This is a genomic window from Geodermatophilus sp. SYSU D00815 (genome assembly GCF_054050035.1).
In genome coordinates, this window is record NZ_JBJGYO010000007.1 from 164,799 (window position 1) to 189,174 (window position 24,376).

The 24,376-nt window shown below is 73.1% G+C and carries 24 protein-coding genes, 4 tRNA genes and 1 pseudogene; 5 read left to right on the forward strand and 24 right to left on the reverse strand.

Annotation, left to right across the window (positions count from 1 at the left end):
- Positions 1-7 precede the first annotated feature (7 nt).
- The 13 genes and pseudogenes from ACI78S_RS10930 to ACI78S_RS10990 all read right to left on the reverse strand — a co-directional run.
- Positions 8-289: pseudogene (locus ACI78S_RS10930) on the reverse strand (MlaD family protein); the annotation flags it as partial.
- A complete protein-coding gene (locus ACI78S_RS10935) occupies positions 289-1,341 on the reverse strand; it encodes an MCE family protein (protein WP_456973077.1) in 1,053 nt (350 codons plus the stop codon). The pseudogene ACI78S_RS10930 and the gene ACI78S_RS10935, both read right to left, overlap by 1 nt.
- Complete coding sequence (locus ACI78S_RS10940; RefSeq protein WP_456973079.1) at positions 1,338-2,717, reverse strand: MCE family protein; 1,380 nt, start codon at positions 2,715-2,717, stop codon at positions 1,338-1,340. The genes ACI78S_RS10935 and ACI78S_RS10940 overlap by 4 nt, the downstream gene beginning before the upstream one ends.
- A gap of 4 nt (positions 2,718-2,721) precedes the next feature.
- Positions 2,722-3,588: an MlaE family ABC transporter permease gene (locus tag ACI78S_RS10945; protein ID WP_456973081.1), complete on the reverse strand. Its 867-nt coding sequence runs from the start codon at positions 3,586-3,588 to the stop codon at positions 2,722-2,724.
- Between the two features lies 1 nt (position 3,589).
- A complete protein-coding gene (locus tag ACI78S_RS10950; protein ID WP_456973083.1) occupies positions 3,590-4,405 on the reverse strand; it encodes an MlaE family ABC transporter permease in 816 nt (271 codons plus the stop codon).
- Positions 4,402-5,565, reverse strand: a complete 1,164-nt coding sequence (locus ACI78S_RS10955; protein ID WP_456973085.1) for an ATP-binding cassette domain-containing protein — start codon at positions 5,563-5,565, stop codon at positions 4,402-4,404. The genes ACI78S_RS10950 and ACI78S_RS10955 overlap by 4 nt, the downstream gene beginning before the upstream one ends.
- Before the next feature lie 278 nt (positions 5,566-5,843).
- Positions 5,844-6,242 carry a 50S ribosomal protein L7/L12 gene (rplL, locus tag ACI78S_RS10960; RefSeq protein ID WP_456973087.1) on the reverse strand — a complete coding sequence of 133 codons (399 nt, stop codon included), beginning with the start codon at positions 6,240-6,242 and terminating at the stop codon, positions 5,844-5,846.
- A 20-nt stretch (positions 6,243-6,262) separates the two neighbouring features.
- Positions 6,263-6,886, reverse strand: coding sequence for a 50S ribosomal protein L10 (rplJ, locus tag ACI78S_RS10965; protein WP_456973089.1), 624 nt, complete (start codon positions 6,884-6,886; stop codon positions 6,263-6,265).
- 365 nt (positions 6,887-7,251) lie between these two features.
- Entirely contained in the window at positions 7,252-7,971 is a 720-nt protein-coding gene (gene rplA / locus ACI78S_RS10970; protein ID WP_456973091.1) for a 50S ribosomal protein L1, read from the reverse strand.
- 122 nt (positions 7,972-8,093) lie between these two features.
- On the reverse strand, positions 8,094-8,525 hold the full coding sequence (gene rplK / locus ACI78S_RS10975; protein ID WP_376870709.1) for a 50S ribosomal protein L11: 432 nt from the start codon (positions 8,523-8,525) through the stop codon (positions 8,094-8,096).
- Positions 8,526-8,630: 105 nt separating this feature from the next.
- Positions 8,631-9,527, reverse strand: coding sequence for a transcription termination/antitermination protein NusG (gene nusG / locus ACI78S_RS10980; RefSeq protein ID WP_456973094.1), 897 nt, complete (start codon positions 9,525-9,527; stop codon positions 8,631-8,633).
- 45 nt (positions 9,528-9,572) lie between these two features.
- On the reverse strand, positions 9,573-10,109 hold the full coding sequence (gene secE / locus ACI78S_RS10985; protein WP_456973096.1) for a preprotein translocase subunit SecE: 537 nt from the start codon (positions 10,107-10,109) through the stop codon (positions 9,573-9,575).
- 64 nt (positions 10,110-10,173) lie between these two features.
- Positions 10,174-10,249: transfer RNA gene (locus tag ACI78S_RS10990), tRNA-Trp, on the reverse strand.
- A 205-nt stretch (positions 10,250-10,454) separates the two neighbouring features.
- Between ACI78S_RS10990 and ACI78S_RS10995 the strand changes: the two genes are divergently transcribed.
- Positions 10,455-11,705 carry a pyridoxal phosphate-dependent aminotransferase gene (locus tag ACI78S_RS10995; RefSeq protein WP_456973098.1) on the forward strand — a complete coding sequence of 417 codons (1,251 nt, stop codon included), beginning with the start codon at positions 10,455-10,457 and terminating at the stop codon, positions 11,703-11,705.
- A 43-nt stretch (positions 11,706-11,748) separates the two neighbouring features.
- Here ACI78S_RS10995 and ACI78S_RS11000 read toward each other — a convergent pair whose 3' ends face one another.
- The 8 genes from ACI78S_RS11000 to ACI78S_RS11035 form a co-directional block, all read right to left on the reverse strand.
- Positions 11,749-13,176 carry a peptidase M1 gene (locus ACI78S_RS11000; RefSeq protein WP_456973100.1) on the reverse strand — a complete coding sequence of 476 codons (1,428 nt, stop codon included), beginning with the start codon at positions 13,174-13,176 and terminating at the stop codon, positions 11,749-11,751.
- Complete coding sequence (locus ACI78S_RS11005) at positions 13,173-13,580, reverse strand: MaoC family dehydratase (protein ID WP_456973102.1); 408 nt, start codon at positions 13,578-13,580, stop codon at positions 13,173-13,175. Before ACI78S_RS11005 ends, ACI78S_RS11000 begins: the two co-directional genes overlap by 4 nt.
- Entirely contained in the window at positions 13,580-14,023 is a 444-nt protein-coding gene (locus ACI78S_RS11010; RefSeq protein ID WP_456973104.1) for an FAS1-like dehydratase domain-containing protein, read from the reverse strand. Before ACI78S_RS11010 ends, ACI78S_RS11005 begins: the two co-directional genes overlap by 1 nt.
- Positions 14,024-14,058: 35 nt before the next feature.
- The gene (gene rpmG, locus ACI78S_RS11015; RefSeq protein WP_448626809.1) at positions 14,059-14,223 is read right to left on the reverse strand and encodes a 50S ribosomal protein L33; all 165 of its coding nucleotides are present in this window, start codon (positions 14,221-14,223) and stop codon (positions 14,059-14,061) included.
- A gap of 102 nt (positions 14,224-14,325) precedes the next feature.
- A tRNA-Met gene (locus ACI78S_RS11020) sits at positions 14,326-14,399 on the reverse strand.
- Between the two features lie 59 nt (positions 14,400-14,458).
- Positions 14,459-14,531: transfer RNA gene (locus ACI78S_RS11025), tRNA-Thr, on the reverse strand.
- Between the two features lie 136 nt (positions 14,532-14,667).
- A complete protein-coding gene (locus ACI78S_RS11030; RefSeq protein WP_456973107.1) occupies positions 14,668-17,214 on the reverse strand; it encodes a putative bifunctional diguanylate cyclase/phosphodiesterase in 2,547 nt (848 codons plus the stop codon).
- Between the two features lie 659 nt (positions 17,215-17,873).
- Positions 17,874-18,158, reverse strand: a complete 285-nt coding sequence (locus ACI78S_RS11035) for a hypothetical protein (RefSeq protein ID WP_456973109.1) — start codon at positions 18,156-18,158, stop codon at positions 17,874-17,876.
- A 153-nt stretch (positions 18,159-18,311) separates the two neighbouring features.
- On the opposite strand from ACI78S_RS11035, the gene ACI78S_RS11040 reads away from it, so the two are divergent.
- A complete protein-coding gene (locus tag ACI78S_RS11040; RefSeq protein WP_456973111.1) occupies positions 18,312-18,755 on the forward strand; it encodes a pilus assembly protein TadG-related protein in 444 nt (147 codons plus the stop codon).
- 84 nt (positions 18,756-18,839) lie between these two features.
- Here ACI78S_RS11040 and ACI78S_RS11045 read toward each other — a convergent pair.
- Positions 18,840-18,921: transfer RNA gene (locus ACI78S_RS11045), tRNA-Tyr, on the reverse strand.
- 86 nt (positions 18,922-19,007) lie between these two features.
- On the opposite strand from ACI78S_RS11045, the gene ACI78S_RS11050 reads away from it, so the two are divergent.
- A complete protein-coding gene (locus tag ACI78S_RS11050) occupies positions 19,008-19,499 on the forward strand; it encodes a YajQ family cyclic di-GMP-binding protein (protein ID WP_456973113.1) in 492 nt (163 codons plus the stop codon).
- A gap of 6 nt (positions 19,500-19,505) precedes the next feature.
- Here ACI78S_RS11050 and ACI78S_RS11055 read toward each other — a convergent pair whose 3' ends face one another.
- Positions 19,506-19,955, reverse strand: coding sequence for a dihydrofolate reductase family protein (locus ACI78S_RS11055; RefSeq protein WP_456973115.1), 450 nt, complete (start codon positions 19,953-19,955; stop codon positions 19,506-19,508).
- Between the two features lie 260 nt (positions 19,956-20,215).
- Complete coding sequence (gene htpX / locus ACI78S_RS11060) at positions 20,216-21,091, reverse strand: zinc metalloprotease HtpX (protein ID WP_456973117.1); 876 nt, start codon at positions 21,089-21,091, stop codon at positions 20,216-20,218.
- Positions 21,092-21,277: 186 nt separating this feature from the next.
- Between htpX and ACI78S_RS11065 the strand changes: the two genes are divergently transcribed.
- Both ACI78S_RS11065 and ACI78S_RS11070 read left to right on the forward strand, forming a co-directional pair.
- A complete protein-coding gene (locus ACI78S_RS11065) occupies positions 21,278-23,302 on the forward strand; it encodes a 2-oxoacid:acceptor oxidoreductase subunit alpha (RefSeq protein WP_456973119.1) in 2,025 nt (674 codons plus the stop codon).
- Entirely contained in the window at positions 23,299-24,375 is a 1,077-nt protein-coding gene (locus tag ACI78S_RS11070; protein ID WP_456973121.1) for a 2-oxoacid:ferredoxin oxidoreductase subunit beta, read from the forward strand. Before ACI78S_RS11065 ends, ACI78S_RS11070 begins: the two co-directional genes overlap by 4 nt.
- Position 24,376: the final 1 nt, after the last annotated feature.

Here is a 24,376-nt window from a genome sequence, read left to right on the forward strand (position 1 = left end):
AGGCGTCGCCGACGAGGGTGTCCCGCACCCGGAACGCCACCGCCACCGCGCCGTCGTCCAGGGACAGGCTCTCGACCTGCCCGACCTTGACGCCGGCGACCCGCACCGGGTCGTCGGGCTGCAGCCCGGCGGCCTCCGAGAACCGGGCGGTGTAGACGGTCCCGCCGCCGATGAGCGGCAGCGACCGCGCGTTGAACGCCAGCAGCACCAGGGCGGCGATCACGGTCAGGCTGATCGCGCCGACGACCACGGGGTCGCGGTCGCGGAAGGGCTTGGACTGCCGGGCCATCAGCCGCACCCCGCCTCGCCGTTGCCCAGCCCACCGGCCGGCACGGTGATGCCGTCGGTCGTGCTGGGGCCGCTGCCGGGCAGGACGACGAAGCCCGAGGCCCCGCAGACGAAGAAGTTGAACCAGCTGCCGTTGATGGCGGTCCTGGTGATCAGGTCGATCTTGGTGGGCGCCAGCTGCAGGAAGCCCTCCAGCACGTCGCCGGTGTCGGCCACGTTGCCCGCCAGCACGCCCAGCTGCTCGATGTCGGCGGCCAGCGGCGGCCGGGCCTGCTCGAGCAGGCCGCTGGTGGTGGCCGCGAGGGTGTCGACGGTCCGCAGCGAGTCGAAGATCGCGTCCTTGTCCGCCGCCAGGCCGGTGACGAACTGCTGCAGGCTGACGATCAGGTCGCCGAGCTGCTGGTCGCGCGCGGCGACGCTGCTCATGACCGTGGTCAGGTTGTCGATGACGCTGCCGATCACCGCGTCCTTGTCGGCCAGGGACGACGACAGCGACGCGATGTGGCCGAGCAGGCTCTCCACGGTGCCGCCCTCGCCCTGGAACACCTGGATGATCTCGAACGACAGCCGGTTCACGTCGGCCGGCGAGAGCGCCTGGAACAGCGGCTGGAACCCGCCGAACAGCGTGGTGAGGTCCAGCGCGGGCGAGGTGCGGTCCAGCGGGATGACCTCCCCCTCCCGGAGGGTGCGCCCGGCCGAGCCCTCCCCCTCGGTGAGCGCCACGTACCGCTGGCCCACCAGGTTGCGGTAGCGGATCGTGGCCTCGACGGCGGCCGGCAGCGGCACGTCGCGGGAGACCTCGAGCTCCACCTCGGCGACGGGGGTGCCGGCCCCCTCCGCGAGCCCGATGCCGGTGACCTGACCCACCCGCACGCCGGCGATGCGCACCTCGTCGCCCTCGACCAGCCCGGCGACGTCGGTGAACTGCGCCCGGTAGGGGACCTGCTCCCCGTAGCCCTCGTTCGTGATCGTGGTGATCAGCACGTAGCTGGCCAGGACGGTCACGAGCGCGAAGGCGGCCAGCTTGGTCAGCGGCCCCGCGAGGCTCCTCACCGGAACACCACCTCCGTCCCGCGCAGCAGCGGCGCCAGCTGGGAGGCGGACAGGTCGGAGACGTCGTCGGGGGCGACGCCGGTCTGGTAGCCGAGGATGCTCTTCACGAAGTCCAGTTCCGCGGTGGTCCCGGCCAGGCCCACCCCGGCCGACTCCCCCGCCGTCGGGTTGGGCTCGCCGGCGCCGGCCGGGACGTCGTCGGGACCGGTGCCGCCCAGGCACCGCGGGTTGCCGGAGACCGGGTTGTCGGTCGAGTCGACGCCGTCCGCGGGCGGGTCCGGGCAGTAGTACTCGCCCCGCGCCGCGGCGGCGACGAGCGCGTCGATGTCGTCCAGCCCCTGGCAGTCCGGGCCGGACCGGTCGTCGTAGGACGGCTGGTCGCCGGGCACGTACGGGTTGCGCGGCGGCAGGACCACCGAGATGTTCAGGTTCAGCGCCGGGTCGCCGTCCCCGCCGAAGGCCTCGGTGATCATCGGGTTGAACCGGGTCAGGCCGTCCAGCAGGCACGGGTAGACCGGGGAGTACTCGGCGAGGACGCCCAGCACCGGCAGCGAGGTCTCGGCCAGCGAGATGAGGTTGCGCTCGTTGGCCTCGAGGAACTGCGCCGCGGTCACCGACGAGCTCCCGACGACGGTGAACGTGCGCCGCAGCTGCTCGGCCTGGTCGACGATCGTCGTGGTGGTGACGGCCAGGTCGTCCAGGACGGCGAGCAGGTCCTCGGCCGCGCCCTCGTAGGTGTCGGCGACGTCGGCGATCCCGGAGATGTCGGCCTGCAGGTCCGGCAGCACGGTGGTGAGCCGGCCGACGTAGCTGCCGACGTCCGCCAGGTTCGCGCCGAGCGCGTCGCCCCGGCCGCGCAGCGCGTCGGCCACGGCGCCGAGCGTGTACGACAGCCGCTGCGGCGGCACCGCCCGCAGCAGCGGCAGCAGGTCGTCGATCACCCGCTGCAGCTCGATGGCGTTCTCGGTGCGGTCCTGCCCGATGACGGCGCCGTCGGCCAGCGGCTCCCCCGACGGGTCCTCCGGCGGCACCAGGCTGACGAACCGCTCGCCGAACAGCGTCTTGGGCAGCACCCGCGCGGTCACGTCGGCCGGGATCCGCGCCAGGTGCTCGGGGTCGATCGCCAGCTCGATCGTGGCGCCGTCGAGGTCGGCGCGGACCTCGCGCACCTCGCCGACGCGCACACCCCGGACCTTGACGTCGGAGGCCTCCTGCAGCTGGTTGCCGGCGGTGTCGGTGCGCAGGGTCACCGTGGCGACGTCGGTGAAGGCCTTCTGGTACTGCGCCACCGCCAGCCCGAGCAGGGCCACCAGGACGAGCAGGAACGCCACGCCCTGCAGCCGGCGCCGGACCGTCGTTGCCCGGGACGAGGTCATGCGCTCACCCCGCGATCCGCACGGTCGTGGTGGAGCCCCAGATGGCCAGCGACAGGAACAGGTCGATCACGTTCACCGCGACGATCGAGAACCGCACCGCGCGACCGACCGCCAGGCCCACGCCCGCGGGACCGCCGCTGGCCCGGTAGCCGTAGTAGCAGTGCGTCAGGATGATCACGACGGCGAAGACGAGCACCTTGACGAACGACCACAGCACGTCCTGCGGCGGCAGGAACAGGTTGAAGTAGTGGTCGTAGGTCCCCGCCGACTGCCCGTAGGCCTGGGTCGCGATGGTCCGGGTGGCGAAGTAGCTGGTGAGCAGGCCCAGCACGTACAGCGGGACGACGGCGACGAAGCCGGCGATGATCCGCGTCGTCACCAGGAACGGCAGCGACGGCACGCCCATGACCTCGAGGGCGTCGATCTCCTCGTTGATCCGCATGGCGCCGATCTGCGCGGTGAACCCGCAGCCGACCGTCGCCGAGAGCGCCAGGCCGGCGACCAGCGGGGCGATCTCGCGGGTGTTGAAGTACGCGGAGAGGAAGCCGGTGAAGGCCGAGGTGCCGAGCTGGTCGAGGGCGGCGTAGCCCTGCAGGCCGACCTCGGTGCCGGTGAAGAACGACAGGAAGGCGATGACGCCGACGGTGCCGCCGATGACCGCGAGCGCGCCGGTGCCGAAGGTGACCTCGGCCAGCAGCCGCACCGTCTCCTTCTTGTACCGGCGCAGGGTCCGCGGCGTCCACGCCAGCGCCCGGCCGTAGAAGCCGAGCTGGTCGCCCAGGTCGTCCAGGACCTGCAGCGGCTTGCGGCCGACGCGGCGCAGCCTGCGGAACCGGAGGCGGATGCGGTCCGCCGGTGAGAGCAGCGCCATGTCACTGCCCCTTCGGCGGGACGAGCTGGAAGTAGATCGCCGTGATCACGAAGTTCACCGCGAACAGCAGCAGGAACGTGATGACGACGGACTGGTTCACCGCGTCGCCGACGCCCTTGGGCCCGCCGCCGGCCCGCAGCCCCTTGTGCGAGGCGACGATCGCCGCGATCAGGCCGAAGACCAGCGCCTTGATCTCGCCGGACCAGAAGTCGGCGACCTGCGCGAGCGCGCTGAACGACGCCAGGTAGGCCCCGGGCGTGCCGCCCTGCAGGATGACGTTGAAGAAGTAGCCCCCGGCGACGCCGACCACGCTGACCAGCCCGTTGAGCAGGACGGCGACGACCATCGCCGCGAGCACCCGGGGGACGACGAGGCGCTGGATCGGGCTGATGCCCAGCACCTCCATGGCGTCGATCTCGTCGCGGATCTTGCGCGCGCCGAGGTCGGCGCAGATGGCCGAGCCGCCGGCGCCGGCGATGAGCAGCGCGGTGACGATCGGGCTCGCCTCGCGCAGCACGGCCAGCACCGACGCCGACCCGGTGAACGACTGCGCGCCGAGCTGGCGGGTCAGCGAGCCCAGCTGCAGGGCGATGACGGCGCCGAAGGGGATGGCCACCAGCGCCGTCGGCAGGATGGTCACGCTCGCGACGAACCAGGTCTGCTGCACGAACTCGCGGAACTGGAACGGCCGCCGCGGCAGCGCCCGGAGGACGTCGAGGGCGAAGGCGAACAGGTTGCCGCTGGCCGCCAGCGGCCGGGTCGGCGAGAACCTGCCGTCGAGGAGGCCGGGGGCCTCGCGCTCGCCGCCGGCCGTCATCCCTCGCCCCGCGAGCCGGCCCACCAGGGACGACGCGCGCCCGCGCCGGCGGGCTCCCCGACCGGGTCGGTCGGCGGCGGGGCGTCGGGCTCGGGGGCCCAGTGCCGGCCGCGCGGTCCGGGGGTGGGCCGGGAGGTGCCGGCGCCGGCGGGGGCGAGCAGGTCCTCGGGCAGCGAGGCGCGGATCGCCTCGGCGGTGGCCGGGTCGAACTGGTGAAGCATGCGGGCGACCCGTTCCTGGCGGCGCCGCTGCGCCGCCCGCTCGGGCAGCCCCGGGGAGGGGGCCAGCTGCGGCGGGACGGCGTCCCCGCCGGAGGCGCCCTTGGGGCCGACGCCGTCGTGCCGGTCGCCGCCGCGGGCCTCCAGCGCCGCCATCTCGGCGGCGACCTGGGCGACGTCCTTCTCCTCGCTCATGCCGATCGGGCCCTCGCGCCGGCCGTTGAGGAACTGGCGGACGACGGGTTCCCGGCTGGTGAGCAGCTGCTCGCGCGGGCCGAACATGACCAGGTTGCGGCGGAACAGCAGGCCCAGGTTGTCGGGCACCGTCCGCGCGGTGCCGATGTCGTGGGTGACGATGAGGAAGGTGGCGTCGATCTGCGCGTTGAGGTCGACGATCAGCTGGTTGAGGTAGGCGACGCGGACCGGGTCGAGGCCGGAGTCGGGCTCGTCGAACAGCACGATCTCGGGGTCGAGGACCAGGGCGCGGGCCAGGCCGGCGCGCTTGCGCATGCCACCGGAGATCTCACCGGGCAGCTTCCCCTCGGCGCCCTGGAGACCGACCATCTCCATCTTCTCGAGGACGATGCCGCGGATCTCCGACTCGCCCTTGCGCGTGTGCTCGCGCAGCGGGAAGGCGATGTTGTCGAACAGGTCCATCGACCCGAACAGCGCGCCGTCCTGGAACAGGACGCCGAAGAGCTTGCGGATCTCGTACAGGTCGCGCTCGGGAGCGCGCACGATGTCGACGCCGTCGATGGTGATCGAGCCCTGCTCCGGCTTGAGCAGGCCGACCAGCGACTTGAGGAACACCGACTTGCCCGTGCCGGAGGGCCCCAGCAGCACCGAGATCTCGCCGGGGGGCAGGGTGAGCGTGACGTCGGTCCAGATGTTCTGGCTGCCGAACGACTTGGTCAGCCCCTGGACCTCGACCGCGACGCCCACGTACGACCTCCCCCGCTCCTGGCGCCGCCTCGGCGCTGCTGACCTCTACCGGTCAGCAACGACGGCCCGTCGTCGGGGTTACGCACGTCACGCTGCGATCCGGGACGGTCACCCGGACGGGCGACGCGCCCGGGAACGCCGCAGGGGCCGCCCTCCACGTGGAGGACGGCCCCTGGGGACTGGGTGGTGCTACCCGGCGACGGACGCGACGGGATGGAACGGCCCCGGCGCAGGGACCCGGCCCGAGCGGAGCGAGGGCTGGGGGGCGCCGGGGTCCTTCACTTGACGGTGACGCTGGCGCCGGCGCCCTCGAGGGCGGCCTTGGCCTTCTCGGCGACGTCCTTGGCGACCTTCTCCAGGACCGGCTTCGGCGCGCCGTCGACCAGGTCCTTGGCCTCCTTGAGGCCGAGCGAGGTCAGGCCGCGCACCTCCTTGATGACCTGGATCTTCTTGTCACCGGCGCTCTCGAGGATGACGTCGAACTCGTCCTGCTCCTCGGCAGCGGCGGCACCGGCGTCGCCACCGCCGCCACCGGCGGCCGGGGCGGCCGCGACGGCGACCGGAGCAGCGGCGGTGACCTCGAAGGTCTCCTCGAACTGCTTCACGAAGTCGGACAGCTCGAGCAGCGTCATCTCCTTGAACGCGTCGAGCAGCTCCGCGGTGGACAGCTTGGCCATGGTTCTCTCCTTCTCGGGGGTCAGTCGGTGCTGGCCGGCGCTGAGGTCTCAGCGTCGGCGGCAGCGGTGTCGGGGGTGGTGTCAGCAGCGGTGTCGGCGGCGGGGGCCTCGTCGCCGGCGGCAGGGCCCTCGGCGGGCTTCTTCTCCTGCAGCGCGGCGGCCAGGCGGGCGACCTGCGACAGCGGGGCCTGGAACAGGCCGGCGGCCTTGCTCAGGTTGCCCTTCATCGCGCCGGCCAGCTTGGCCAGCAGGACCTCGCGCGGCTCGACGTCGGCCAGGCGGGTGACCTCACCGGCGTCGACGGTGCGGCCGTCGACCACACCGCCCTTGACCACCAACAGCGGGTTCGCCCGGGCGAAGTCGCGGATGGCCTTGGCGGCGCTGACCGGGTCGCCCTCGATGAAGGCGATCGCGGTCGGGCCGTTGAGCAGCGGGCCGAGGTCGGCGAAGCCGACCTCCTCCGCCGCCCGCTTCGTCAGGGTGTTCTTGACGACGGCGTAGCTGCTGCCCTCACCGAGGGAACGACGCAGCTGGGTCAGCTGCGCCACGGTCAGCCCGCGGTACTCGGTGAGCACGGCCGCGCTGGACTTCTGGAACCGCTCGGTGATCTCGTCGATCACGGCGGCCTTCGCCTGCGTGGGCATGGGCCTCCTCTCGTCTGTCGGGCGACCTCTGGCACCGACGACGGGAGCGATCGACCGACCCCGGGAAAGACGAACGCCCCGGCGCAGGCGCACGGGGCGAGGGACGCGGCGCGCACGGCACCACGTCGGTCGAACCGTCCTCCTGCGCGGGCCGCCCGGGATCCGGGACCTTCGATCGCACGCGCAGCGTGCGACGACCAGCGGTCTTGGGGGGAACGTCGACAAGGGTACACGCCCGCCAGGGCGGCCTGCCGCGGCCCCTGACCGGCCGCCGGGATCGCGTGATCTCGGCGCAGCGGGCGCTGCCTGCACGCGGAAGGGCCCCGCGGCGCGGGTGCGCTGCGGGGCCCTTCGGGGACTCCGGCTCAGGCCGAGGCCTCGTCCACCGTCAGGTTGCGGGTGCGGTTGGGGTCCACCGGGATGCCGGGGCCCATGGTGGTGGAGAAGGTGACCTTCTTCAGGTACCGACCCTTGGCGGCGGCCGGCTTCGCCCGCAGCACCTCGTCGAGGGCGGCGGCGTAGTTCTCGACCAGCTTGGTCCGGTCGAACGACGTCTTGCCGATCACCAGGTGCAGGTTGGCCTGCTTGTCGACGCGGAAGTTGATCTTCCCGCCCTTGATGTCGGTGACGGCCTTGGCCACGTCGGGGGTCACCGTGCCGGTCTTCGGGTTCGGCATGAGGCCGCGCGGGCCGAGGATGCGGGCGATCCGGCCGACCTTGGCCATCTGGTCGGGGGTCGCGATCGCGGCGTCGAAGTCCAGGAAGCCGCCCTGGATGCGCTCGATCAGGTCGTCCGAGCCGACGACGTCGGCGCCGGCGGCCTCGGCCTCGGCGGCCTTGTCACCGGTCGCGAAGACGATGACGCGGGCGGTCTTGCCGGTGCCGTGCGGCAGGTTCACCGTGCCGCGGACCATCTGGTCGGCCTTGCGCGGGTCCACGCCGAGCCGCATGGCCACCTCGACGGTGGCGTCGTAGCTCGTCGGCGAGGTCTCCTTGGCCAGGGTGACCGCCTGCAGCGGGGTGTACAGGTTCTCCCGGTCGACCTTCTTGGCCGCCTCGAGGAACTTCTTGCCGTGCTTCGCCATGGTGGTGCTCCTCCATCCGGCTCCCGCCCTCGGGCGGGAGCACGGGTCGTGTGGTCGTGCGGGCCTGGCGCGGCCCTCCCACGATTGCTGGAACCGGAGCGGGTGCTCCGGGGGTGCAACGCTCAGCCGGTGACCGTGATGCCCATCGACCGGGCGGTACCGGCGATGATCTTCTCGGCCTGGTCGAGGTCGTTGGCGTTGAGGTCGGCCATCTTGGTCTGCGCGATCTCGCGGACCTGGTCACGGGTGACCGTGGCGACCTTGGTCTTGTGCGGCTCGCCGGAGCCCTTCTCCACGCCCGCGGCCTTGAGCAGCATGCGCGCGGCCGGCGGGGTCTTGGTGACGAAGGTGAACGAGCGGTCCTCGAAGACCGAGATCTCGACCGGGATGACGTTGCCGCGCTGCGACTCGGTCGCGGCGTTGTACGCCTTGCAGAACTCCATGATGTTGACGCCGTGCTGGCCCAGCGCCGGACCCACGGGCGGCGCGGGGGTGGCCGCGCCGGCGTTGATCTGGAGCTTGATGACCGCGGTCAACCGCTTCCTGGGGGGCATGACTTCCTTCTTCTTCTGACTGGCTGGATGTGCCTGGTCCGGGCTGGAAGGCCTCGGTGCGGGGGCCCGCCCCGCGCGGGGCGTGGGGCGGGGGGCACCGAGGTCCTACAACTTCGAGACCTGGTTGAACGAGAGCTCGACCGGCGTCTCCCGGCCGAAGATGGAGACGAGCACCTGCAGCTTCTGCTGCTCGGCGTTGATCTCGTTGATCGTGGCGGGCAGGGTCGCGAACGGCCCGTCCATCACGGTGACCGACTCGCCGACCTCGAAGTCGACGACGGCGGTGGCGGTGCCCGAGGGTGCGGCCCCGCCGGTCGTGGCGGCCTCCGGCGTCTTCGCCGCCTGCGGGGCGACGGCCGGCGCCAGGATCTTCACGACCTCGTCGATGGTCAGCGGCGAGGGCTTGGAGGTGGCGCCGACGAAGCCGGTGACGCCCGGGGTGTTGCGGACCGCGCCCCACGACTCGTCGTTGAGCTCCATGCGGACCAGCAGGTAGCCGGGCAGGACCTTGCGGTTGACCTGCGCGCGCTTGCCGTTCTTGATCTCGGTGACCTCCTCGGTGGGCACCTCGATCTGGTAGATGTAGTCCTCGACGTCCAGCGACTGGATGCGCGCCTCGAGGTTGGTCTTCACCTTGTTCTCGTAGCCGGCGTAGGAGTGCACGACGTACCAGTCGCCCGGCAGCATCCGCAGCTTCTTGCGCATGGCCTCGGCCGGGTCGGTCTCCTCGTCCTCGACCGCGTCGGCGTCCGACGACGGCGCCGGCGCGGCCAGCGGGTCGGTGACCAGGCTCTCGGGGTCGCCGCCCTCCACCTCCGGGGTCACGTCGGCGACCTCCGTGGCGGTGTCCAGGTCGGCGGTGTCGGTGGAGCCCTCGGCGGAGCCGGGCTCGCCGGCGTCGGTCTCGACGTCCACGGACCCGCGCACGTCGAACCGCGCGTCGTCGAGGTCGGTGCCCGGGACGGCGCTGTCGGTCTCGAAGGGCTCGCGGGGATCGGTCACGGCAGTTCTTCTTCCTTGTCTGCTACGGGCGTCGGGGCCGGCTGCTCAGCCGAAGACGGCGAGCACGCCCTGGGCGAACAGGAGGTCCAGGCCCGCCACCAGCGCGACGATGAACGCCACGAAGATGATGACGACGGTCGTGTAGGTGATCAGCTCGCGGCGGCCGGGCCAGATCACCTTGCGCAGCTCGGCGACCACCTCGCGCAGGAACCGGCGCAGGCTGCGCTTCTGCCGCGCCTCGCCGGCGCGGGCCTTCTCGGCGGCCGCACGCGGCCGGGTCCCCGCACCGGCCCGCGCGGCCGGCCGCGACGGGGTGCGCTCGCGCGCCGCCCGGCGGGTGCGGGGCGCCGCCTCGTCGTCCTCGTCGTCGTCACCGGCGGTGATCCGGCCGCGCCGGCGGCGCGTGGGGGCGACGACCTTGTCCTCGTCCTCCGCGGCCTCGGCGGCCACCTCGTCCTCGGCGGCCTCCAGCTCGGCGGCGTCCTCGACCCCGGGAGCCTCGGCGTCGAGCTGCTCGTCGGTCAGCTCGGCGTCGGAGCCCGTGCGCGCCTCGTCGTCGCGTCCCGGCTTCTCGTCGCTCACTGCGCCTCGCTCGCCTCGTGGTGGTGGCCGCCCCGGCGGAGAGACCGTCTGTCGCGTGTGGTGCTGGCAGGGGTGACAGGACTTGAACCTGCAGCCTGCGGTTTTGGAGACCGCTGCTCTGCCAATTGAGCTACACCCCTCTGGCGACCCCCGCCGGGGCCGCCCGGGACCGCGCACCTCGCCACGGCAGCGCCGGGCCCGCGGAAGTGGATCCGGGGCACGCCGGTGGCGGGGTCAACTGCCCCAGGGCTGCCAGTGTACGGGACCGGGCGGGGCGACAGCCAACCTCCGTCCGGGCCCGGTACTCGCGGGCGGGGCGGGGGTGGTCTTTGACACGATGAGCGCATGACCGCCGTCTCCTCCTCGGAGCCCGCCCTGTCCCAGCTGCCGCCCGCGCAGCGCCGTGTCTCCCGCCGCATCGCCGCCATCACCGAGTCGGCGACCCTGGCGGTCGACGCCAAGGCGAAGGCGCTCAAGGCGGCCGGCAAGCCGGTCATCGGCTTCGGCGCCGGCGAGCCGGACTTCCCGACGCCCGACTACATCGTCGAGGCCGCCGTCGCCGCCTGCCGCCAGCCGGCCATGCACCGGTACACCCCCGCGGGCGGCCTGCCGGCGCTCAAGGAGGCCATCGTCGCCAAGACGGCTCGCGACTCGGGCCTGTCGACCACCCCGGCGAACGTGCTGGTCACCAACGGCGGCAAGCAGGCCGTCTACGAGGCGTTCGCCACGATGCTCGACCCGGGCGACGAGGTGCTCCTGCCCGCGCCGTACTGGACCACCTACCCGGAGGCGATCCGGCTGGCCGGCGGCGTGCCGGTGCCGGTGGTCGCCGACGAGCAGAGCGGCTACCTGGTGTCGGCCGCCCAGCTGGAGGCGGCCCGCACGCCGCGCACCAAGGCGCTGCTGTTCTGCTCGCCGTCGAACCCCACCGGCGCCGTCTACCCGGCCGAGCAGGTCGAGGAGATCGGTCGCTGGGCCCTGGAGGCGGGGCTGTGGGTGCTCACCGACGAGATCTACGAGCACCTCACCTACGACGGGGTGACGGCGCCGTCGATGCCGGTCGTCGTCCCCGAGCTGGCCGACCGCTGCGTCGTCGTCAACGGCGTGGCCAAGACCTACGCGATGACCGGCTGGCGCGTCGGCTGGGTCATCGGCCCCGCGGACGTGGTCAAGGCGGCCACCAACCTGCAGTCCCACGCCACGAGCAACGTGGCCAACGTCTCCCAGGCCGCCGCGGTGGCCGCCCTCACCGGCGACCTGTCGGCGGTGGCGACGATGCGGGAGGCGTTCGACCGCCGCCGGCGGACCATCGTCTCGATGCTCCGCGAGATCCCCGGCGTCGCCTGCCCGGAGCCGCAGGGCGCGTTCTACGTCTACCCGTCGGTGAAGGGGCTGCTCGGCCGCGACATCGGCGGCCGCACGGCGCAGGACACCGTCGAGCTGGCCGAGATCGTCCTCGAGCGGGCCGAGGTCGCGGTCGTGCCCGGCGAGGCGTTCGGCACGCCGGGCTACCTGCGGCTGTCCTACGCCCTCGGCGACGACGACCTCGTCGAGGGCGTCGGCCGGCTACAGCGCCTCCTGGGGGCGGCCGGCTGAGGCCCCGCCGTCCGGCCGCGCTGCGGGGCAGCGGGCCCGGCGCTCAGCGGGTCAGGGACTCCTTGCGCACCGCGCCGGCCTCCAGCAGCACGGCCAGCGCGTCGGGCGCCTGGGCGAACGCGGCCGCGACGTCGGCCGGGGTGGCGATCGTCCAGGCGTTCGCGTCGACGTAGCAGCGCATCGCCGCGTCGAACGCCTCCGCGCCGGCGGCCTCACGGGCCGCCAGCAGCGCGGCGCCGCCCTTGCCGTAGACGGTCGAGAAGTACGCGTCGTCGTCGCCGAACTCGTCCATCGACGCGCCCACCTCGCCGGGCAGCCGCAGCGCGCGGTCCACCGCGCCCTCGTCGACCGACGCGCCGACCGACTCGGCGTACGTGGCGAACGCCTCGTCGAGCCACGGGTCGCGGAACTGCGAGTCGCCGACCATCCCGTAGAACCACATGTGCCCCACCTCGTGCACGAGCACGTCCCGGTTGGGCGCGGCCATGAGGATGCTGCTCGGGTACTCGATGCCGCCGCCGTAGGAGGGCAGCAGCGGCACGGTGAGCGTTTCGTAGGGGAACGGGCCGAACCTGCCCGCGAGGTCGGTGACCGCCTGCACCGTCCAGTCGGCCAGCTGCCCCGGCTCGAGGTCGCCACCCGGCAGCACGCCGACGGTGACGCGGGTACCGCCCTCGGTCGTGCGCTCCTCGGTGGTGAAGTCCCCGACGGCGACGCTGACGTCGCGGGCGACGGGCTCGGCGGAGGTCCAGGTGCGCCGGCCGCCCTCGGGCGCCGACGGCTCGGCCTGGTCGCCGGTCATGAGCACGGTGAGCGCCTCGGGCACCGACACGCTGATCGTGGTGTCGGCGACGGGGCTGCTCGCCGTCTCGCCCTGCAGCTCCACGAACGGGTCCTCGGCCCACCCGACGCCCGGTTCCCACGCCAGCAGCGGGAAGCCGCTGGCCCACCAGGAGAGGCCGTCGTCGGTGCCGAACCGGTCGAACTCGCCCTCGCCGAGCCGCAGCGTGAAGTCCAGCTCCACCTCGGTGGAGTCGCCCGCGGCCAGCTCGTCGCCGAGCGTGACCTCGTAGAGGCCGCCGGGGTCGGCGGCCTCGGCGGCGACGTAGCGCCCCCGGTCGACGTCGTCGCCGCGCACCTCGTCGACGGTGAGCCGGTTGCCGGCCGCGGACGACGGCGGCGCGTTGGGCACCAGCCGGAAGACGAGCCGGTCGGTGTCGAGGTCGGGCGTGAAGGTGACGGTCTCCGTGCCGGTGACCGTCGTCCCGTCGTCGGAGAGCCGGAAGTCGAGGTCGACCACCGGGCGGTCGGGATCGGGCTCGGCGCGCTGGGCGGGGCAGGTGAACCCCTGGTCCGCCGGCGCACCGCTCCCCGGCGCCGCCGCGGGGGCCGGCATGCCGTCGACGAACGACGTGCAGCCGGGCAGCACCAGCAGGGCGGCCAGGGCCGCCCCGCCGCGCAGCCACCTCACGGGAGGTGGACGACGGCCCGGGCGAGGGAGAGGACCTTCTCGCCGGCGCTGGTGACGGTCAGGTCGACCCGGTAGCGGTCGTCGTCGAGCACGGCGGCGACCCTGCCACGGACCGTGACCGTCGTGCCGGTGTCGTCGTCCGGGACGACGACGGGCCGGCCGAACCGGACGTGGTAGTCGACCAGCGCGGCCGGGTCGCCGGCCCACGAGGTGACCGCGCGGCCGGCGAGCGCCATGGTGAGCATCCCGTGGGCGATGACGTCGGGCAGGCCCACGGAGGTGGCCACGCGCTGGTTCCAGTGGATGGGGTTGAAGTCCCCGGAGGCGCCGGCGTAGCGGACGAGGTCTGCGCGGGTGACGGGGTAGGTCTGCTCGGGCAGCTCGGTGCCCACCTCGAGGTCCATCACGCCCCCCGGGCGACCAGCATCGAGGTGGCCGTGCAGACGGCCTCGCCGTCCTCGGTGGCCAGCTCGACGCGGGTGGTCAGCAGGTCATTCCCCGCCACGTGCCGCACGGCTTCGATGCTCGTCCGTGCCACCAGCCGGTCACCGGCCCGGATCGGGCGGTGGTGGGTGAACTTCTGCTCGCCGTGCACCACCCGGCTGTAGTCGAGGGCGACGTCGGGGTCGTCGAGCACGCTGGTGGCCGCCTCGAGGCTGACCACGATGGCGAAGGTGGGCGGCGCGACGACGTCGGGGTGCCCGGCCGCCCGCGCGGCCCCGGCGTCGCGGAAGACGGGGTCGGGGTCACCGATCGCGGCGGCGAACTCGGCGATCTTGGCCCGGCCGACCTCGTAGACGGCGGAGGGCGGGTAGCTGCGCCCGACCAACCCTGGGTCCAGCGCCATGCTCCCGCCCTCCCGCGTCCCGGCGAGACCGCGCGTCAGCGGGTCTCGCGGTGGACCGTGTGCTTGCGGTCGTGCGGGCAGTACTTCTTCAGCTCGAGCCGGTCGGGGTCGTTGCGCCGGTTCTTGCGGGTGATGTAGTTGCGGTTCTTGCACTCCTGGCAGGCCAGGGTGATCTTCGGACGGATGTCGGTGGCTGCCACGGTGTGCTCCTAGCCTTGTCGGTCGGGCGCGCCCCCCGGGCGGCCCGCGTGCCGGCGGGGTTGCCGACACGACGACGGACCCCCGAGGGGGTCCGTGGGGAGTAGCGGTGACCGGATTTGAACCGGTGACACAGCGATTATGAGCCGCTTGCTCTGCCAGGCTGAGCTACACCGCCGGGACGACCGCGCGGCCCGGTCTCGCGACAGGACCGGTCGGTCACTTCTCGATCTTACGAGCCCCTTTACGGAATCGAACCGTAGACCTTCTCCTTACCATGGAGACGCTCTGCCGACTGAGCTAAAGGGGCGTGCTCGGCTGCGTCGGAGACTCTACCAAGCCGCTCTCGGCGACCTGCGAACCCCCTCGGACCGCGCGGTTCGACTGTAACAGCCGCTCCGTCGACGCCCGCCCGGCGGCCTGCCCCGGGTGCGGCGGACGGGTCGTCAGGTGCGGACGAACAGCCGCCGGTGGGTGGCACCCGGCGCGGCGGACCGCACGCCGGTGCGGGCGAGCAGCCAGCTCTCCAGCCGCTCGTCGGGCAGCGGCCGGCTGACCAGGAAGCCCTGCAGCTTGTCGCAGCCCATCTCGGCCAGCAGGTTGCGGGTCAGCTCGTCCTCCACGCCCTCGGCGACGACGCGCAGGCCGAGGTTGTGCGCCAGCTCGATGATCGAGCGGGCGATGAACGACTCCCCCTGGCTGGTCGACATCCCCAGCACGAAGGACTTGTCGATCTTCACCTCGTCGATCGGCAGCTGGCGCAGCTGGGACAGCGAGGAGTAGCCGGTCCCGAAGTCGTCCATCGACAGCCGCAGGCCCAGGGCGTGCAGGTCGGTCAGCACGGAGCTGTTGCGCACCGTGTCGTCGATGACGCTGCCCTCGGTGAGCTCCAGGGTGAGCAGCTCCCCCGGGACGCCGTGCCGGCGCAGCGCCCGCCGCACGCGGTCGACGAGGTCGGGCTCGGTGAGGCAGCGGGCGGAGAGGTTCACCGCCACCGACAGCGCGATGTCCTGGTCGAGCCAGCGGCGGCAGCGGGCCAGCGCCAGGTCGAGCACGTGGTCGGTCAGCGGCCCGATCCGGCCGATCTGCTCGGCCAGGTGGATGAAGTCGTCCGGCGGGATGGCCCCGTAGCGCGGGTGCGCCCAGCGGACCAGCGTCTCGACCGAGACGATGTCCGACGTCCGGGCGTCGATGATCGGCTGGAAGACGACGGAGATGTGCCCGTCGGCCATGGCCTGCTCGATCTCGGTGCCCAGCTGCAGGCGGCGCAGGCTCTGCTGGTCGAGGACCGGGTGGTAGCTGGCCACGCCGCTGGAGCCCGACGCGGCCAGCAGCGCGACGTCCGCCCGCTGCATGAGCGTGCCGGAGTCGGCCCCGTGCACCGGGGCGGCGGCCACGCCGATGCTCAGCGTGATCTCCAGGTCCAGGCCGGCCACGCGGGCCCGGGTCGAGGTGGCCTCCCGCAGCCGGCGGGCGGCGCGCTCGGTGGCGGCCAGCGACAGGCCCGGCAGCAGGACGGCGAACCGGTCGCCCTCCATGCGGGCCAGCAGCGCCTGCGGCGGCGCGTGCTCCCGCAGCAGGCCCGCGGTGACCAGCAGCAGCTCGTCGCTGGCGGCGTGGCCGAGCGTGTCGGTGACCTCGGTGTAGTTGTCGAGGGCGGCGAGGATGAGCCCGGCGCGCGCGGCCACCGGGTCGGCCGCCAGCAGCGCGTCGATCTCCGCCGCCAGCCGCTGCCGGTTCGGCAGCCCGGTCAGCCGGTCGTGGTCGGCGTCGTAGCGGATCTGGGTCAGCAGCTGCTGCTGGCGGATCGCCGCGTTGACGTGCGTGAGCATGCTCTCGAGGGCGGCGCGGTCGCCCTCGCCGAAGTTGACGACGTCGCTGCGCCGGTCGCAGACCTCGAGGTAGCCCGGCTCGCCCGCGGCGGTCACCACGGCGGCGCCGATGAGGTCGGAGGCGCCGCGGCGGGCCAGCGCGGCGGCCTCCTGCGCGTCGGCGCGCGCGAGCGAGGCGTGCACCGGCCCCTCGGCCGCCGCCTCCACGGCCCGGCGGCGGAACAGGTCGTCGGGGTCGCCGGGCCCGTCGTACCAGACCGCGCCGTCCTCGGCGGCGACCACCAGCCGCGGCTCCTCGTCGAGGTACGGGGGCAGCCAGAGGGCCACCCGCTCGGCGTTGAGCAGGTCTCGGACGGCGAGGACGATCTGGCGGGCGCCGTCCTCGTCGGCCGGGATCTGCTCGACCCGGCGCGCGAAGTCGTACACCCGCTCGAGGCGGTCGCCCTCCCTGGTCACCTGGGCGAAGCGGCGGTAGAGGAGCGCCAGCGCGGCGACGAGCGGCGTGATGAGCAGCCACGCCCACGCGGTGGCGTCGAGCAGCACGAGGAGGGCCAGCCCGACGACGACGGCGATCGGGCTGACGACCACGACGGGTACGAACAGGCTGGCCCACAGCGGCCGCCCCGGGTACCCCTGCGTCAGGGTGATGGCCCCCGCGATCAGCAGGGCGCCGACGACGTTGGCCGTGAAGATGGCGAGGACGTAGGAGAACCAGGTCCCCGGGGTCAGCAGCCCACCGACGGGGAGCAGGGTGAGCACCGACACCGCGACGCAGACCTCGAGCACCGCGATCGCCATGTTGAAGACGACCTTCGGCCGCGCGTAGCCCTGGATGACCAGGACGCAGCCCATGCCGAGGGCCCGGGCGATCGCCGTCTCGCTGCCGCCCACGGCCACCAGCGACATGACCAGCGCCAGCTCGCTCGCCGACCAGAAGAAGGTCTGCCGGCGGAACTCGAAGTGGACGTTGATGGACTCGGCGGCCACGATGCCCACGACCACACCCGCGAACGGCAGCAGGTCGAAGTGGAAGGGCTCGTGCGCGAGCACGACGCCGAAGGCGATGACCGCCGCGACGGAGACGAGGAGGGCCGCCGTCCAGGGACTGTGCAGCGCCGGCGACCACGAGCGCGCGCGGCTGTCCTTGTCGGGCACTGACACCTGCATTCCCCGGGGAAGATGAGCGGCGCCGAGGCTAACAGCGAGCAGGTCAGCCATGGGCCGGTTTCGCCGCCACCCCTCCCGAAAGGGGCAGGTCAGACGCGGGCCGGCGCGCCCGGCTCGTCAGCGGGCCCGGGACGGCGGGGCCGGCGACGAGCCGGGCGGGGTGGGAGGGCTAGCGGGCCGAGGTGCGGCCCCACTTGCCGCCGCGACCCCACTTGCCGCCACGACCCCACTTCCCGCCACGGATCGAACCGGTTGCACGCTGCATGACGCCTCCTCAGGCATGAACGACTGCTTTGGTGCGGCAGTCACCCACGCGCGGGGGCAGAGCGTCGTTCGGTACGGACCGCGCCGGAGACATTGCTTCCCGTCACCCGTTCGGGCAAGCACCGTTGATCACGCCCGCGTGCCGGCGTGTCGCGTCGCCACGTTGAGTGACTGAAGACAGACATGGAGTCACCGGTACGGGGGAACGCGGGCGGGCGGGACCGACCCCCGCCGCTGCTGCATACCCGGGCCGGCGGGCCGCGCACGTGCGGAGAGCCCCGATGTCGTCGGCGCCGGCCTCCGGGCGCCCCGCTCAGACGCCGCGGCGAGGTGGGACCGGGCGGCCGGGTCGCCGGGCGGCGGGTCGAGGGGCACCGGGACGGGCTCGGTCACCGCGGCGCCGCCCGCCCCGGCACCGGCAGCAGCGACCCGTCCAGCCCGAGCCACGAGTCGGTGACCGCGGCGACGGCGCCGGCCAGCCGGCGCAGCTCACCCGCCACGGCCGTCCCCGCCGTGCGGTGCGCCTCGAGGAACGCCTCCACGGCGGCGGCCAGCGGCCCGGCGGGCACCGGGGCGGGGGCCAGCCGGGCGGCCACGTCGTCGGCCTCGTCCCCTTGGGCGCGCAACGCGTCGGCGAGCGCGTAGAGCTGCTCGGGCGGCACCTCGATCGTCATGCGGCGGAGTGTGGCCGCGCCGTCGGTCGCGCTGCTGCCGCCGTCCACAGGGCGGCAGGCCCCCGACCACGCGCGCGGCCGGGACATCCCCACCGTCCACAACCGCTGTCCACAGATTGTGGACAGCGACCGGTGATCATCTACGCTGCGCGCGTGCCAACGGACGGGGTGGTACCGGAACGGCGGGGCGAGCGCGGCTCGAGCCTGCCGTTCGTGCTCGTCTGCTGGACGGTGGCCGCGCTCATGGCGTTCGGCGCCGTCGCCGCGTCCGACGCCTTCCTCGAGCAGCAGGAGGTGCAGGCCGTCTGCGACGGCGCCGCGCTGGCCGCCGCCGACCAGGCCGACGAGGCCGCGGTCTACGCCTCCGGCGTGGGGGCGCAGCTCCCGCTCAGCCGGGCCACCGCGCAGGCCGCCGTCGCCGACCAGCTCGCCGACGGCGGCGCGCGGCTGGACGCCTGGTCGGCCGAGACCGACGGCGTCGAGGTGACCGTGCGCTGCACCCGGTACGCGGAGATCGCGTTCGGCTGGCTGTTCCTCGGCGGGCAGCCGCTGGAGCGGACCGCCGTCGCCAGCGCCCGGGCGCCGACCGTGCCCTGAGAACGGCCGTGCTTCGAAAAGGGCCGCGCTCCGAGAGGCGACGGCCCCCGACCGGGACCGGTCGGGGGCCGTCGTACCGAGGCGTGGCGGGTGAAGGATTCGAACCTTCGTAGGCTGAGCCGACGGATTTACAGTCCGCTCCCTTTGGCCACTCGGGCAACCCGCCGTGCGGTGGTACCGGAGCAGCGTACAAGAACGGTGGACGGCGACCTCGGGGTGTCCGGGGCGCCTCCCCAGAGCGGAGGAGAAGCCATGGCCGACTCGTCCTTCGACGTGGTGAGCAAGGTCGACCGCCAGGAGGTGGACAACGCGCTCAACCAGGCCGCCAAGGAGCTGGCGCAGCGGTTCGACTTCCGGGGCACCAACGCCAGCATCGCCTGGTCCGGCGAGGAGGCCGTCGTGCTGCAGGCCGACACCGAGGAGCGGGTCACCGCCGCGCTCGACGTGTTCAAGGACAAGCTGGTCAAGCGGAAGATCTCGCTGAAGTCCCTCGACGCCGGCGAGCCGCAGTCCTCCGGCAAGTCGTACAAGATCAGCGCGCGGATCAAGCAGGGCATCGAGTCCGACGTCGCCAAGAAGATCGCCAAGATCATCCGCGACGAGGGCCCGAAGGGCGTCCAGGCCCAGATCCAGGGCGACCAGCTGCGCGTGAGCGGCAAGAAGCGGGACGACCTGCAGGCGGTCCAGCAGCTGCTCCGCGGCAAGGACCTCGACGTCGCCCTGCAGTTCGACAACTACCGCTGACGGCGCTCAGCCGCCCGGCCCGTTCCCGGCGCCGGGCGGCGCGTCGAGCACCGTGGGGACGTACTCGAGCAGCTGCAGCCTGCCGTCGAAGGTGCGGTGGTCGACCAGCTCGAGGGCGACGTCGGGGTAGCCGTCGTAGACCCGGTCGGTGCCGGTGGCGCCGGTGATGACGGGGAAGACGACGACCCGGTAGCGGTCGACCAGGCCGGCCCGCAGGAGCGACCGGCTCAGCGCGATGCTGCCGAGAGTGCGCATCGGACGGGGGCCGTCCTGCTTCATGGCCCGCACGGTCTCGACCGCGTCGCCGTCGACCAGCTCGGTGTTGGCCCACGACAGCGGCGCCCGCAGGGTGGAGGAGAAGACCACCTTGGGCTGCGCGGTCAGCTCCGCGATGCCGGTCTCGCCGGGCGTCCGCTCGGCGAACCCCGACATGAGCCGGTAGGTCGTCGCCCCCATGAGGGCGGTGTGCTCCTCCTGCTCGTCGAGCTAGCCCAGGTACTCCGGCCCTTCCATGCCCCAGAAGCCGGGCCAGCCCTCGGCCGCACCGTAGCCGTCCAGGGAGGTGATGAAGTCCACCATCAGCTCGGGCACCGGATCCCCTCCTGCCGGTCCGCGGCCGGGGTGCTCCGGCCGCTCGCGTCGGAGGGTTGACGCCGAGCGACCGCGGAAGTCATCGGTGGCGGCGGGACGCCACCGGTGCGAGACGTGCGACGGCGTCAGAGCCGGCCCTGCTCGCGGGCGATCTGCTCGAGCCGGGCGATCCGCTGCGCCATCGGCGGGTGCGTCGAGAACAGCGAGGCCAGCCCCTGCCCGCGGAACGGGTTGGCGATCATCAGGTGGCTCTGGGTCACCAGCCGGTCGTCCTGCGGCAGCGGCCGCGCCGCCGCGCCGCGCTCGATCTTGCGCAGCGCGCTCGCCAGCGCCAGCGGGTCGGAGCTGAGCCGCGCGCCGGAGGCGTCCGCCTGGTACTCGCGGCTGCGGCTGACCGCCATCTGCACCACGCCCGCCGCGATCGGGCCGAGCAGGACCAGCAGCAGGCTGCCCAGGGCGTTGCCGCCGTCGCGCTCGTCGGACCGGCCGCCGAACAGCGAGGCGAACATCGCCATGTGGGCCAGGTACGTGATGACGGTCGCCATGGCGCCGGCCACGGAGCTGATCAGGATGTCGCGGTTGTAGACGTGGGACAGCTCGTGGGCGAGGACGGCGCGCAGCTCGCGGCGGTCGAGGAGCTCGAGGATCCCCTGGGTGCAGCAGACGGCGGCGTTGCGCGGGTTGCGGCCGGTGGCGAAGGCGTTGGGCTGCGCGGCCGGGCTGACGTATAGGCGCGGCACGGGCTGGCGGGCCTCGGTGGCCAGCTCGCGGACCATGGCGTAGAGCTGCGGCGCCTGCGTCTCGGTGACCGGGAAGGCGCGCATGGCCCGCAGCGCCAGCTTGTCGGAGTTGAAGTACGCGAACCCGTTGACCGCCAGGGCGATGACGAGTGCGATGAACAGGCCGCCCCGGCCACCGATCAGGGCTCCGGCGGCGAGGATGAGGGCACCCATGAGCCCCAGGAGCAGGGCGGTCTTGAGTCCGTTGTTCCAGCGCTGCACGTCGGGATCAACGCCATCCCCGGAACCGCCGTTCCCGGTGGGAATGGCGCCGTCCCCCCGACGGGTTGGCCATGGGGACGACGGCGCCCGGCCCGCCGGACGGGCGCTCGCGGTCGCGGCGTGTCCGGTTGCACACCCGGGTGCGGACACACGCACGTAACCTCGGCCGGTGGAGGTGGACCAGAGATGACTGGCAGCAACGCGCCCGACGCTCCGGCGACGGCGGTGGGCCCGGCGAACGGCTCCGCGAACGGCTCGGCGGCCGGGGCTGCCCCCGGCGGCCTGGTGAAGAGCGTGGTCAGCCTCGACCGCGTGGTCATCCGGCTGGCCGGCGACTCCGGCGACGGCATGCAGCTGACCGGCAACCGGTTCACCAGCGAGACGGCGTCCTTCGGCAACGACCTGTCGACGCTGCCCAACTTCCCCGCCGAGATCCGCGCGCCGACGGGGACCCTGCCCGGCGTCAGCTCCTTCCAGCTGCACTTCGCCGACCACGACATCATGACGCCGGGCGACGCCCCCGACGTCCTCGTCGCGATGAACCCCGCGGCGCTCAAGGCGAACCTCTCCGACCTGCCCGGCGGCGGGCTGCTCATCGTCGACTCCGACGAGTTCACCCCGCGCAACCTGGCGAAGGTCGGCTACGCCACCAACCCGCTCGAGGACGGCTCGCTGGAGGGCTGGCAGCTGTTCAGCGTGCCGCTGACGAGCATGACGCTCGACGCGCTCGCCGACTCCGGCCTGGGCAAGAAGGAGGCCGAGCGGAGCAAGAACATGTTCACGCTCGGCCTGCTGTCGTGGATGTACCACCGGCCGACCGAGGGCACGATCCGCTTCCTCGAGCGGCAGTTCCGCCGCAAGCCCGAGATCGCCGCGGCCAACATCGCCGCGTTCCGCGCCGGCTACAACTACGGCGAGACCACGGAGGCCTTCGCCGTCTCCTACGAGGTCAAGCCGGCGCCGATGGCGCCGGGGACCTATCGCAACATCTCCGGCAACCAGGCGCTGGCGTACGGCATCGTCGCGGCCGGGCAGCGCTCCGGGCTGCCGGTGTTCCTCGGCGCCTACCCGATCACCCCGGCGTCGGACATCCTCCACGAGCTGTCCCGGCACAAGTCCTTCGGCGTCCGCACGTTCCAGGCCGAGGACGAGATCGCCGGTGTCTCCGCCGCGATCGGCGCGTCGTTCGGCGGCGCGCTGGGCGTCACCACGACCTCCGGCCCCGGCATCTCGCTGAAGTCCGAGGCGATCGGCCTGGCCGTGATGCTCGAGCTGCCGCTGGTCGTCGTCGACGTCCAGCGCGGCGGGCCCTCGACGGGCCTGCCGACCAAGACCGAGCAGTCGGACCTGCTGCAGGCGATGTTCGGCCGCAACGGCGAGGCGCCGCTGCCGGTGATCGCCCCGCGGTCGCCCGGCGACTGCTTCGACGCCGCGCTCGAGGCGGCGCGCATCGCGCTGGCCTACCGCACCCCGGTGATGCTGCTGTCCGACGGCTACCTGGCCAACGGCGCCGAGCCGTGGGCCGTCCCGGACGTCGAGTCGCTGCCCGACCTGCGGGTGGAGTTCGCCACCGAGCCCAACGGCGAGGACGGCGAGTTCCTCCCCTACCTGCGCGACCCGGAGACGCTGGCCCGGGCCTGGGCCATCCCCGGCACGGCCGGCCTGCAGCACCGCGTCGGCGGGCTGGAGAAGGCCGACCGCACCGGCAACATCTCCTACGACCCGGACAACCACGACTTCATGACCCGGACCCGGCAGGCCAAGGTCGACGGCATCGCGGCCACCATCCCGCCGACCGACGTCGACGACCCCGACGGCCGCGCGCGGGTCGCCGTCATCGGCTGGGGCTCGACCTACGGGCCGATCGGCGCGGCGTGCCGCCAGGTCCGCAAGTCCGGCCGGTCGATCGCGCAGATCCACCTGCGCCACATCAACCCGATGCCCGCCGACCTCGGCGAGGTGCTCGCCCGCTACGACCGGGTCATCTGCCCGGAGATGAACCTCGGGCAGCTGGCGACGCTGCTGCGGGCGCGCTACCTCGTCGACGTCGAGAGCCACACCCAGGTGCGCGGCCTGCCCTTCCGCGCGGCCGAGCTCGCCGCCGTCCTCCAGGGCGCGATCGACTCGACCACCGCACCGGCGCCCGCCCGGGCGGCTGCCCTCGAGCCCACCACCGGACGGGCCACGGCCCTCAACGGAGGCACGAAGTGACCACCATCGACCTCGGCATGCCGGGGACCGACCCCATCACGGCCGCGACCACCGTCGGCGAGAAGCAGACCGAGCTCAAGGCCAAGGACCTCAAGACCGACCAGGAGGTCCGCTGGTGCCCCGGGTGCGGTGACTACGTCATCCTCAACGCGGTCCAGAGCTTCCTGCCCAGCCTGGGCATCGCCCGTGAGGACATGGTCATCGTCTCGGGCATCGGGTGCTCCTCGCGGTTCCCGTACTACATGAACACCTACGGGATGCACTCCATCCACGGGCGGGCGCCGGCGATCGCCACCGGCCTGGCGGCCTCGCGGCCCGACCTGTCGGTGTGGGTGGTGACCGGCGACGGCGACGCGCTGTCGATCGGCGGCAACCACCTGATCCACACGCTGCGCCGCAACGTGAACCTGAAGATCCTGCTGTTCAACAACCGGATCTACGGGCTCACCAAGGGCCAGTACTCCCCCACCTCCGAGGTGGGCAAGGTGACCAAGTCGACCCCGATGGGCTCGCTGGACCACCCGTTCAACCCGGTGTCGCTGGCCCTGGGCGCCGACGCCACCTTCGTCGGCCGGGCGATGGACTCCGACCGCAAGGGCCTCACCGAGGTGCTGCGCCAGGCGGCCGAGCACCAGGGCACCGCGCTGGTCGAGATCTACCAGAACTGCAACATCTTCAACGACGGCGCGTTCGACCTGCTCAAGGACCCCACGACCGGCAAGCAGTGGACGATCCCGCTGGTGCACGGCGAGCCGCTGGTGTTCGGCCCGGACGGCGCCTCGTGCGTGGTCCGCGACGAGTTCGGCGGGCTGCGGATCGCCGAGACCAGCCAGGTCGCCCCCGGCGACATCGTCGTCCACGACGCCACCCGGCAGGACCCCTCGTACGCGTTCGCGCTGTCCCGGCTCTCGGGCCAGGACCTGCGCTACACCCCGATGGGCGTCTTCCGCGCCGTCCAGCGGCCGACGTACGACCGGATGATGGCCGAGCAGGTCGAGCAGGCCCGGGCCGGCGAGCCGGCCGACCTGGGCGCGCTGCTGGCCGGCAGCGACACCTGGACGATCCCCGCCTGAG

Bases quoted from the DNA above. Each gene is read 5' to 3' on its own strand.
- rplL (WP_456973087.1), bottom strand. From the start codon at position 6,242: ATGGCCAAGCTGTCCACCGCGGAGCTGCTCGACGCGTTCAAGGAGATG.
- ACI78S_RS11010 (WP_456973104.1), bottom strand. From the start codon at position 14,023: ATGGCGCTGGACCCAGGGTTGGTCGGGCGCAGCTACCCGCCCTCCGCC.
- ACI78S_RS10945 (WP_456973081.1), bottom strand. From the start codon at position 3,588: ATGGCGCTGCTCTCACCGGCGGACCGCATCCGCCTCCGGTTCCGCAGG.
- rplJ (WP_456973089.1), bottom strand. From the start codon at position 6,886: ATGCCCACGCAGGCGAAGGCCGCCGTGATCGACGAGATCACCGAGCGG.
- ACI78S_RS11005 (WP_456973102.1), bottom strand. From the start codon at position 13,580: ATGGACCTCGAGGTGGGCACCGAGCTGCCCGAGCAGACCTACCCCGTC.
- ACI78S_RS11050 (WP_456973113.1), top strand. From the start codon at position 19,008: ATGGCCGACTCGTCCTTCGACGTGGTGAGCAAGGTCGACCGCCAGGAG.
- rplA (WP_456973091.1), bottom strand. From the start codon at position 7,971: ATGGCGAAGCACGGCAAGAAGTTCCTCGAGGCGGCCAAGAAGGTCGAC.
- ACI78S_RS11035 (WP_456973109.1), bottom strand. From the start codon at position 18,158: ATGACGATCGAGGTGCCGCCCGAGCAGCTCTACGCGCTCGCCGACGCG.
- rplK (WP_376870709.1), bottom strand. From the start codon at position 8,525: ATGCCCCCCAGGAAGCGGTTGACCGCGGTCATCAAGCTCCAGATCAAC.
- ACI78S_RS11065 (WP_456973119.1), top strand. From the start codon at position 21,278: ATGACTGGCAGCAACGCGCCCGACGCTCCGGCGACGGCGGTGGGCCCG.
- ACI78S_RS10950 (WP_456973083.1), bottom strand. From the start codon at position 4,405: ATGACGGCCGGCGGCGAGCGCGAGGCCCCCGGCCTCCTCGACGGCAGG.
- ACI78S_RS11055 (WP_456973115.1), bottom strand. From the start codon at position 19,955: ATGGGGGCGACGACCTACCGGCTCATGTCGGGGTTCGCCGAGCGGACG.
- ACI78S_RS10940 (WP_456973079.1), bottom strand. From the start codon at position 2,717: ATGACCTCGTCCCGGGCAACGACGGTCCGGCGCCGGCTGCAGGGCGTG.
- ACI78S_RS10995 (WP_456973098.1), top strand. From the start codon at position 10,455: ATGACCGCCGTCTCCTCCTCGGAGCCCGCCCTGTCCCAGCTGCCGCCC.